The organism is Dolichospermum sp. UHCC 0352, from assembly GCF_009711925.1.
Lineage (GTDB): Bacteria > Cyanobacteriota > Cyanobacteriia > Cyanobacteriales > Nostocaceae > Dolichospermum > Dolichospermum lemmermannii.
The window spans coordinates 1-10580 of record NZ_VIKY01000225.1 but is presented as its reverse complement, the minus strand read 5'-3'; the positions used below and the strand labels follow the sequence as shown (position 1 = coordinate 10580).

Below are 10580 nucleotides of genomic sequence, written 5' to 3'. Positions count from 1 at the left end.
CAAAGATTTCCACTTTAAAACTGCAAACAATCTACTCAAAAAGTACGATGTAGTAGCTGTGGAAAAGTTGAATATAAAAGGACTCGCTAGAACATGGTTGGCAAAAAGTATTAACGATGCCGGTTGGGGACAATTTATAACGATTCTTTCAAACAAAGCCGAGAATGCTGGTTTGAAAGTAATCGCTGTAAATCCAAACGGGACAAGCCAAGAATGCTCTAGTTGCGATGCCCTGAGCTTGCCGAAGGGTGGTCACAAAGTTAAAAAGCCGCTATCCCAAAGAACGCACAATTGCCCTAACTGTAAGGTCAGTTTGTGCCGGGATTTGAATGCTTCAATTAATATCAAGAACCGTGGGGCGCACGGTCTTAAAGCTCGGTCAATGTCTTCATAGAAGAGTCGCCGAGAAGCCCACACTCACCTGTATCCCTTACGGGACCGCAAGGCATAAGGGAGTGTGTGGAGTATGTCACCTATTGTTCATTGATTACTTGCATTAAAATCTTCGTGTCTTCATAGAGGAGACTCTGAACCAAAAATAGCTATCTCTATTTCCTTTAAAGCTTGCTCAAAATCATCATTGATAATTTTTATATCAAATTCGTTAGCAGCGGCAATCTCCTCTTCAGCACGTTGCAAACGACGAGAAATAGCCTCTTCCGAATCTTGTCCCCGTCCACGAATGCGGTTTTCTAGTTCTGCAAATGAAGGTGGCAAAATAAAAATACTCAGGGCACTAGGGAATGTATGACGGATTTGTCTTGCTCCTGCTAGTTCAATTTCTAGCAACACCAACTTACCCAACTGAATATAGTTCAAAACAGCTTCACGGGGCGTACCATAACAGTTACCAGCAAATTCTGCCCATTCTAAAAATTCGCCTTGAGTAACTAACCGTTCAAACTGACTCCGACTAATAAAGTTATAGTTTTTACCATTGATTTCTCCCGGACGAGGTGAACGAGTCGTTGCAGATACTGAATAATGCAATTCTGGATAACGCCGGAGAATTTCATTCATTAACGTACCTTTGCCGACTCCACTCGGACCGGTTAAAACAATTAGTTTGCCCAGAGGCGGACATTCTTTCGTATTTGCACCATTATGGGTAGGTAAAACTTGCATTATCCGTGAAAAAAGTGAATTAATAAATACAAATGATTCCTTAGTCTTGTTTTAGCGACTAAAATAACTAATACTATTTTGAATTTGGGATTTGAGATGGTTAAATACCTACGGTATCAGCCTCTGCGGCAGTATTTCTTATCCTCACTCTTCAAAATAGCATCAAGACTAAAGAATTTGTAGCACTGGTGACAGAAAACCAGTCTAATTCACATAGTACAGCCGATATGGTACAAATAGAGTTGGGTTGATAATTATGCCAATGATTAATTATCTACAACATGATGATCACGAGAAATCACAAACCGATTGGCTACGGTTTCTGGTTGAATCGCAGAGAGAATAACATGACTAGAATCAGTAATAATCACTGCCCTAGTCCGTCGTCCATAGGTAGCATCAACCAGTTGACCTCTATCCCTAGCATCGGTGATAATGCGTTTAATGGGAGCAGATTCTGGACTAACGATGGCAACGACTCTGTTGGCAGAGACGATATTACCAAACCCGATATTGATTAATTGAATTTCCATAAAAAAAATTTCAGCTAAACGAGAAATGAAAAGCTTGTAGCAAACTTATTTCCATGTTATCGCTAAAGAATGGGAGTTACAACGATTTAACCCCCGTTAATCTGAGTTTTTTCATAACTTATGCTTTTTTTAGCTGTGTTATCGGCCAAATCTCCTAAAAATACTCCCTATGATATATGCAAGATTATATCCATCTAAGCTAGTAAATGTTTCTTGTGAATTGAAAATAATATAGGCAAGATGAGCTTTTTCAAGCTGGGAATGGGCATTTATCCAGCAGATTTCGCTCTAATGAGGTACAAACTTGAATTATGAAACTCTTGTAGTGCGGGCATCTTGCCCGCTACATAAGTACCTCATAACACCGGAAAGTGCTGTAAATGCCCCGAATGATCAAGAAACGCGATTTTTATCAACTTTCTTCAATGCTTGCCATCTTTGTTGTAATTGCTGCCAGTTTGGAGTATGTCTACCATAACGCCAACTCACATAAGCATGACAAATTTCATCTATTACTTTTGCTATTTCTGGAGAATGGTGTTGATATGAAAACTGGGCATATTCCAGAGGTGTTTGACTAGGATGCTTACCTAAACCCTGTTTAGCAGTCCATTGCAGCATTTGTTGGTAAAGTCTTTCCATTGGAGATAACTTCTTTAACAACCGGATATTAAGCCATTTGCGCCATTGTCCCCAAGTCAACCAACCGAAAAAAGCGGCGATTGTACCGACAATTAAACCGGTTAATATGCCTAACCAACCTTTGGTAAATAAAGCCAAAAACCAAGCTATTCCTTGAAATAACCAGCTAAATATCGTCCCAAATACAGTATTTAAAATAGCTGTAATTGGTGAAGGTAGCCAACCAGCCACCCAATTCCAAAATTGCCGCAGCACACTAAAAGTCTGATCTTCTTCTATCGAAGGGGGAATTAAAGGATGGCCAGGAATTGGATCAAAGGTAAACCAGCCATACTTAGGAAAATAAACTTCTGTCATCGCATAGGCATCAGTATTGCGGACGACATACATCCCTGTGAACGGATTAAATTCTCCTGGGGCAAATCCCGCCACTAGCCGTGATGGAATACCTACAGAACGTAGCATAATCGTTAATACAGTGGAAAAATGGTCTGGATAACCACCTTTATTTTTGAATAAAAAGCTTTCTACCAAGTCATCCTTTTCATTCAAATAAGGCAAATCTAAAGGATTTGTCGGTAGGGTGTAATTTTGTTTAACATACTGGGCTAAGTAAAGAGCTTTTTCATAAGCTGAATCTAGGCTTTTCGTCCCTGGAGAACGGGAAACCCTTTGTTGATCATAACTAGCCAGTATTTCTTCAGTTCGTTTGCGGACTTTATCGGCAATTTTTGGCGGGATTTGCAGGTAATAGTTTTTAATATTGGCTGGATATTTAGTTGATGCTTTACCTAATAAAGAGCGATCGCGGTAAGGAACATCCGAAACTACGGTATATGTTAGCCCTTCTGATAACTGTACTGGCGCACGTAAACCATCTTCTTGATCAACCGCTATCATTGGTGTGGGAAAGTACAAACCTTTGGGATAGGACATTGCCGGAATCAGATTAGGCAACTCTGTCACCAAATTATAGGTTTGCACTACCTCTTTGGTGAGGGTAGCCAAGGGTGGAAAATCAATAGAAATGCGGGAAGTCCAGGATGATTGTCTGAGGGTAGTAACTTGATCATTTCGGGAAATCTTCCAACCCTTACCCGTATAATTGTCAAAGGCCAGGACGCGCCAAAAACCTGCTGCTTGCGATCGCACACGCATCACCACCTTGGGTTTCATTTCCCCCCGCAGGTTTTGGTTAATCTCGCTATTGAAACCGTAATAAAAATTACTGTTTATTTTTCCTGGTTCACCAGCTTTTCCTGAGCCACTACCACTATAATTGTCATTACCTTGACCATTACCCTTGCCTTCACGGACATAACCGGGGTTAATAATACTCCGCCCCGTAAAATTTTCGGGAATGTTCAGGGGCGCACTCACAGGAAAAGACTGAATCTGATAACCAGGAACTCTGGGTAAAATTGCAAAAATCCCCAGTCCTAAAACCACAATCAACAAAAAATTTAAAATTATAAATTTAAAATTGAAACTAGAATTGTTCTTTTTGGCAGATTTTTCCCAAGTAGATTGCTTGAACCCTAGACGAGAACGGTAATCAAGCACTAAAGTGGGGAGAGATATTCCTAAAAATAATAGCAACACAGGTGCAAACGTCATAGTTTGGCTCAACGTCGCTGCCACACCCAGCAATATCAACCCAATCACAATCGAATAGCCCAAATCTTTGCGTCGGGGCGTATCAAAACTATGTAATACCTGCAATTGAATCAATAACTCCGCCAAACTTAGCCGAGTATCATTCCAATTACCAATAAACCGCCCAAAAAAAGCCCCCAAAGCCAATAACATTCCCATCGCAATACAGAACTGCACAGGAATATTAGAACTACGGCGACGGTAGTAACTCCACCCCGTTCCTACCATAGTTAATGGTACTGTCCACAGACTAAATTGAGTTTCACCAGCAATATCCGTGGCCACAATCCCCAAAATTACCAAAGCCATCACCAGCACTCGTAAAGGAATTGAATCTTCCACTTCCCTTGTTGGAGATTTTCCTCTAGTTTGTTGCCACTGATTACCTACCGATAAACGCCAAAACCGATTCATCCTGGATAAATTAAACATTTTCAAACAACCAAAGCTATGATGTAGACGCTGCGGACACAATGCTAGGTATGAAAACTATTATCTTGTCTTCACCCCCTTATCCTAGCCGTATACTCCCTAAGAGTACAAGTATCCTGATCATAGCTAGGGTTCTAGATACACCTTTAATTAATATTGTTGATTCCCAAGAGAATTAAGTTTTAAAGCCAGAAAATTAATCAAGATTATTATACATCAGTTGCCATTGCTCCCATCTAATTCCTAGATATGGCATTTGCCTTAGATTTTCACCTGAATAGCCAACAATAAAGGCTGTTGATCCAATTCGGGAAACTCCACTGCCAAAGTATAAGTTGGCTGATTTCTATCAATTTGTAACTCTATCATTGGTATTTCTGAAGTCTCAGACCTCACAAATTCTTGAGTAGGATTACCCTGGAGTTGTAAAATCCCCAATGTAGGTAATTCACCCTGAACCGTCAACTTCGTAAATTTACCTAAGTTACGTAATTCTACTCGAATACTCAAAGTCCCCACCGTAGTGAGCCATTGTCTTTCTAGCAGTGGCTGATTAAATGAAATCGGCAAAGTTAGATTTTCTAACAGTTGCTTGGCTGCCATTAACGACAATGCCATTTGTTGACGTGGTAATAAATCAAAATAATCGCTCTCAACATCAGCCGCAGCTGTCAAAGTATCAGCAGAACGATAAGAGCTTCTCAACACTAACCCAGCCAAATCATTGATGACTTGAGTATCGGTAGGAAACATACTTTCTACCACCTGAACTAATTTAGCTCCCAGAGGTAGGGAAGATGTCAATAAAACCTGACATTTGGCCAACAATTGCCAAAAAACTTTTTCGGGCAAAGGAATCGGTAAATTTAACTTAGATTGGTGGACCGTCCACCCCCAAACAGGAACTAATCCCAGAGATTGTTCTTCTACACAGTCAGGATAGTCCACTGATTGTGTTTCCCAGGGGAACAACGGCGGATTTTTTTCTATTTGGTCTTGTAAACGACGCTTAAGAATAGCTTGGAAACGTTCTTGCACAGTAGGAATTTCTCCCAATTGAAAGGTTTGGGGCTTTTCTTGTCAATCTGAGTTCACCAATCATTTGGCTACCATCTGGAAATGAATGTCTACCCCGTCAATTTCCTCACATTATAACAAGCTGTACAAGTAGGTGCTGAATCTGTAATTTTTCAATACCCAAGCAAGTTGATGATTTTGTGAAGATTCACAAGTCACCATTCATGGGTAGATGCACTAGATCCGGACACTAAGGAATTCCGAATTTCCCAAGCCTGTTCCAAAATCTTAAACCAACGTTTCTGTAATTGTGCCATTGACAAGCCTAAAGTCTTAGATATTTCCTCATCAGGTTTTCCTGCTTGCTTCAAATCTAAGATGGATCTTTCTTTATTATCTAACTGGGCTGTATAAGTTTCCCATTGAATTGGAGTTAAACCCAAATTAGTTGGTAAAGAAACTTCTAACCACTCATGTACCAATTCCCAGCGATGTAAAAGAGCAAACCGAATTAAATGATATTTAAACCGTTGCTGCAAGTAATCACGCTGCCGAGATGTTAAACCCAAAATTGACTCAATTTCTGGTGCTGATAAATCCTGAAGACGAAGAGCAAAGTAATCAGCACAGTCGGATTGTTCTTTTTCTGCTAAATAGTCTATTAATTCAGTAATCACAACCGAGCGCAGGGTATCTTCTTCTGGTTCGGGCTGCATTGCCATAGCCGAGCGCAATTGGTGGATAGCTGGCTCTTCCCAAGAACCGTCAGACTCACCACCCCCACCAGATGATGCCTGTTCTATATCTACACTTGTTTCTAAAGGCTGCTGTTTAGAAAAAGTTTGCGCTCGCAGAATAATTAACTGTTGCTGCCTACCGGGGAGGGGAATCCGCCGTTTACCATATCGTTCGGTAAATGCCATGTATTCTCCCAATTCCAAGAGAGTATGGGGACGATAGGTAAGACCTAATTGGTTCTCCCTTCTAAAAGCATTTAAAGCCTCCAGATAAAAACTCTGGAGAAAATCTTCAATAATCGTCAACCGCCCTTGATAGCTTAATTGCTTGTGAGGGGGATTAATATAACGGTAAACAATAGCACTCAATGTGCTATGTAATTCTACCCTACCACGACTTGAACCTAACTGATAGTATCGGATACACTGTTGTAACCGATGTTTAGCTAGGCTCATGGCTGAACTTTCTACAGATCCGGAAGTTTGAATGCGTTTACTTTCATTACAAATCCGCAAAACTTCGTTAGTAATTCTCACAGATACATCGTGACAATTTTGCTCCGAAGCCTTAGTTGACTGTTGAAGTTCCTTAAATAGGAATTGAAAGATGACCTCCACGCTGATAGAAATTTTCCCCTGATTAGTTGCGATTGCTGTTGAATTCATAGTCCCAGTTCTCAAAAAGACCCTAACATACTTTGGACACGACTTGTCAGACTTTAGATAATAGCTGTATGGTTTTTGTGTACAAGTCAAACGCAAACCAATCTACAGTGAGGATATGTGGCGTAAGAAGATTGAACTTGTGAACCCCCATTTTGTGGGATATTTTGCGCTCATGTTTTAGCCATTATCCAAAAGTCATTTACAACTCATGATGGATTTAGAAGCACAAATTCAATTGCTGATAGACAATGCACCCCAGGATGGCGTGACACCACAGATTATGGTATCAATCGCTCCTGTATTAATCGCTATTGCCCAAAAGTTAAACCACTACCAATACTTTATTCTCCAAAATTCTGAGCAGGATTGGGTTTTAACTACATTGAGCAATCGCGCAAATCCAGGAATAGAAAAGCAAGTTATTTACGCTTTCCCTACCATACAAGATGTTTCCCTAATCTCAGATGATGGGCGTGACCCTCACTTGCTGCCAACCCTCATGGATGTTACTCAAATTTTATTCCAATTGGTAGCCCTGAAACCAGTACACAGCATAGTTTTTATCGAAACACCAGGAAATATAACAAATACTGTAGAAGTGCGGCGTTCTCAACTAGAAAGGCTGATTCAGCAACGATTACAGGAATTTAAAGGCAAAAAAATAATTCCTCCCAATATTGCCTAACTAGGAGTCAGGAGTCAGGAGTCAGGAGTCAGGAGGAAGAATTAGAAGGAGGAAGAATCCATAACTAAATTTGGGATTTTGGATATTAAATCTCCTCAATCCCAAACCTTAAATCGCCCTAAATTTTGCTTAGTAGAGCCGACTTAGGACATAGTCGGTCAAATTCATCAGGGCTTCGCGGGATGCTGATGGTTCTAAAATACCAATATGCTCGGTGGCTAATTTGCCATGGTGAGCAGCTAACTCTCTAGCTCTCTGGATACCTCGACTATCATGAATTAGTGCCAATGCCTTTTCTAAATCCCCTTCTTGGGCAAACTCTCGGTTAATCAAGGCTGCCAAGTCAGGTTTTTCTTCCAAGGCAAATAAAGCTGGTGCTGTCAGGTTGCCACTTTTGAGGTCAGAACCCGCTGGTTTACCTAGGGTGTCTGTGGAACTGGTGAAATCAAGAATATCATCTACTATTTGGAAGGAAAGACCTAAATGGCGACCGTAACTGTACAAGTGTTCGGCAGTTTCTAGGGATGTTTCACTAATTAAGCCAGCGGCTTTAGAACTGTTGGCAATTAATGAGGCTGTTTTGTAATAGCTCTTTTGCAGGTAGGTTTCTGTAGAAAGATCAGCATCAAAACGATTTAACCCTTGTTGGATTTCTCCAGCGGCTAAATCCATAATCACTTCCGAAAGCAGTTTAACAACATCCAAATTATTGAGATTTGCTAAATACCAAGAGGATTGAGCAAAGAGGAAATCCCCGGCAAGTACAGCAATGCGATTACCAAACAAACTATGTACTGTCGGTACACCACGGCGGACATCTGACTCATCTACTACATCATCATGGACTAAGCTGGCTGTGTGGATCATTTCTGTAATTTCTGCCAGTCGTCGGTGACGCGGTGTAATATCTTCTTGTAGCATGGTTGCCCGCGATATCAGCAGCACTATCGCAGGTCTGATTCGCTTACCCCCAGCACCGAATAAGTGTTCGGCTGCGGCATAGAGAATGGGGTGGCGATTTCCAACTAGCTGTTTAAGGTTATCTGCTAGTATTTGCAGGTCTGCTTCCACAGGGGTAAACAGGGAGGTGGCTGGGGTCATGGATAGGCGGACTCTGGCTTAGGTTACGAAAGTTTACATATTCTTTAATTTTAAGATAACCCAGTGTCAGCGCAAAGTTTTCCTCTGGGAATCTGATTTTTAATATCTATTAATTTATTCGGAGATTGAATTAAAAATATGTTATCATAAATGCTCTTTTAATGTCGCTTCATTTCTTGTCACCCCAATTCTGCGTAATTATCAAAGGTAGAATGTTAATAAAATAACGCGCATTACCAACAACCGCAAATTCGCTGTCAGCAACGAAAATTTTTTAAATTTAGTCAAAAAATTAGCTTCAAATTCGGGCTGGCTGTGTTAGGCTAATACCTAGAGATATTAAATTTTTCAGCTTATTCACTTCCTACGTAAAACCATTATTGAGTGATTTTACGAATTAGTGTTGTGGGTCTAAAATAACTCGTCGCCAAAGCAAAAATGGGAATAATTCCTAGATTCTCGGCGATAATCATGCCTTTTGAGTTGAATTATGCTTTTCCAGTTATGGAAGTAACTCAACGTATTCAGCGCACGTTGGGTATTGGCGTAGATCTATTTAAATGGGCGTGAAGTCAATAACACAGGCTAGGTAGACTGCTGATGAGCGCAGTTAAATTCTGCTATTTAGCAATTTTACTGCTGTCGGATGTATGGCCTGGGAAAGTTGATATTAAAGAAAATAAATTAATGGACCAGAGAAAATGTATTTTCTACTGGAAAGTTTAGTATAGCTAACTACAGTTATCAAGGGTGTGCTTGGATTAACTAAAGTTTCGCTAGTTTTGTGTGCAATTTTACCTTCCTTAGTAATTAAAGATGGGGGAACAATGATTTACGGAAATATGCCCATGATGATATTTATTTTAGCTGCTGGATACTTATTTAGTGTGTATTTATTATTAGCATTAGCCAAGCGAACGGGCAAAAAAGGTCTTTCTCAAAGCGATTCTGATGCTGTCCAAGATAAGTACAAGCAGCAAAGAGGATTAACGACAAATGTGACTGAAGCTATGAATAGTCACTGAGAGGGGAGAGGGGAGAGGGGAGAGGGAGAAATTTTCTTCTTTCTTCTTTCTCCCCTTATTATACGACAGCATCAGCAAAACAGACTTGTTCTACCATTGGGGTATAGCCTAACCACTGCCAAGCAGACTGGGTAAATTGCTGAGGACAACCGCTGACAGCGAAGCGGGTGGGCATTGGTGGATGAATATTCTTAATTCCTAGTATATCTAATTCTTGAGAGCAAGCAGCTACTACATGAACTGCTGGATCAATTAGTTTGACTTGGGTAGGGAGGAGCGATCGCAAAACTGGTGACAAATGGGGATAATGGGTACAACCATAAACTAAAGTATCTATTTCCTGCTTCAGCAAAGGTTCTAGATAAGTTTTGGCGATTTCAGTAGTATAAGGATCATGAATGCGATTTTGTTCAATTAGTGGCACAAATTCGGGACAACTGACCTGCCAAACTTGGACATGGGGTTGAATTTCTAAAATAGCCTGACGGTAGGCATTGCTTTGAGCCGTAGCTGGAGTAGCAATGACACCAATGCGCTGTCCTTGTTGGACTGCTGCCTTTGCCCCTGGTAGAATCACTCCTAAAATGGGGAAATTAAATTCTTGACGGACTATATCTAATGCCAGAGCCGAACTGGTGTTACAAGCCATAATTGCCATTTTCACCCGTTGCTGCTGCATCCAATGGAGGATTTCTCGGACAAATTGGAGAATTTCTGGTTGGGAACGAATACCATAGGGAAGGCGGGCTGTGTCCCCCACATAAATAATTGATTCGTTGGGGAGTTGTTGATAAATTTGTCGCAGTACGGTTAACCCACCGATACCACTGTCAAATACCCCAATCGGAGCGCGTTGAGGTTCTTGAGGGGAGAAAGTATCAAAATGACTATCAAAAATAGAAGATGAATACACAGCAAGTATTAATTTGGATTGTGGTCAGTGGTTAGTAGGGGCGAAGCA

General features: G+C 40.7%; 10 protein-coding genes. 3 read left to right on the top strand and 7 right to left on the bottom strand.

All coding sequences use genetic code 11. From position 1 onward, the window contains the following. On the top strand, positions 1–394 hold a 394-nt coding region (locus tag FJR06_RS15955), incomplete at its 5' end, for an RNA-guided endonuclease TnpB family protein (protein WP_168651790.1). A gap of 119 nt (positions 395–513) precedes the next feature. Here the strand turns inward: FJR06_RS15955 and gmk are convergent. From gmk to hetZ, 5 genes are all read right to left on the bottom strand, one after another. Then, a complete protein-coding gene (gene gmk, locus FJR06_RS15950) occupies positions 514–1128 on the bottom strand; it encodes a guanylate kinase (protein ID WP_168651792.1) in 615 nt (204 codons plus the stop codon). A 263-nt stretch (positions 1129–1391) separates the two neighbouring features. Next, entirely contained in the window at positions 1392–1658 is a 267-nt protein-coding gene (remA, locus tag FJR06_RS15945) for an extracellular matrix/biofilm regulator RemA (protein ID WP_015080662.1), read from the bottom strand. 393 nt (positions 1659–2051) lie between these two features. Then, positions 2052–4388: a DUF3488 and DUF4129 domain-containing transglutaminase family protein gene (locus FJR06_RS15940; RefSeq protein ID WP_254434439.1), complete on the bottom strand. Its 2337-nt coding sequence runs from the start codon at positions 4386–4388 to the stop codon at positions 2052–2054. A gap of 261 nt (positions 4389–4649) precedes the next feature. After that, entirely contained in the window at positions 4650–5444 is a 795-nt protein-coding gene (locus FJR06_RS15935; protein ID WP_168651789.1) for a PatU, read from the bottom strand. Between the two features lie 176 nt (positions 5445–5620). Beyond that, on the bottom strand, positions 5621–6808 hold the full coding sequence (gene hetZ / locus FJR06_RS15930; RefSeq protein WP_015080665.1) for a heterocyst differentiation protein HetZ: 1188 nt from the start codon (positions 6806–6808) through the stop codon (positions 5621–5623). Positions 6809–7019: 211 nt separating this feature from the next. Here hetZ and FJR06_RS15925 point away from each other — a divergent pair, with 211 nt between their 5' ends. Beyond that, entirely contained in the window at positions 7020–7493 is a 474-nt protein-coding gene (locus tag FJR06_RS15925; protein ID WP_041458069.1) for a hypothetical protein, read from the top strand. Between the two features lie 129 nt (positions 7494–7622). Here the strand turns inward: FJR06_RS15925 and sds are convergent, their stop codons facing one another. Then, on the bottom strand, positions 7623–8594 hold the full coding sequence (gene sds / locus FJR06_RS15920; RefSeq protein ID WP_015080667.1) for a solanesyl diphosphate synthase: 972 nt from the start codon (positions 8592–8594) through the stop codon (positions 7623–7625). Positions 8595–9421: 827 nt separating this feature from the next. Between sds and FJR06_RS15915 the strand changes: the two genes are divergently transcribed. After that, positions 9422–9619, top strand: a complete 198-nt coding sequence (locus FJR06_RS15915) for a hypothetical protein (RefSeq protein ID WP_015080668.1) — start codon at positions 9422–9424, stop codon at positions 9617–9619. Positions 9620–9677: 58 nt separating this feature from the next. Here FJR06_RS15915 and murI read toward each other — a convergent pair whose 3' ends face one another. Further along, positions 9678–10532: a glutamate racemase gene (gene murI, locus FJR06_RS15910; RefSeq protein ID WP_168633710.1), complete on the bottom strand. Its 855-nt coding sequence runs from the start codon at positions 10530–10532 to the stop codon at positions 9678–9680. Between the last annotated feature and the right edge of the window lie 48 nt (positions 10533–10580).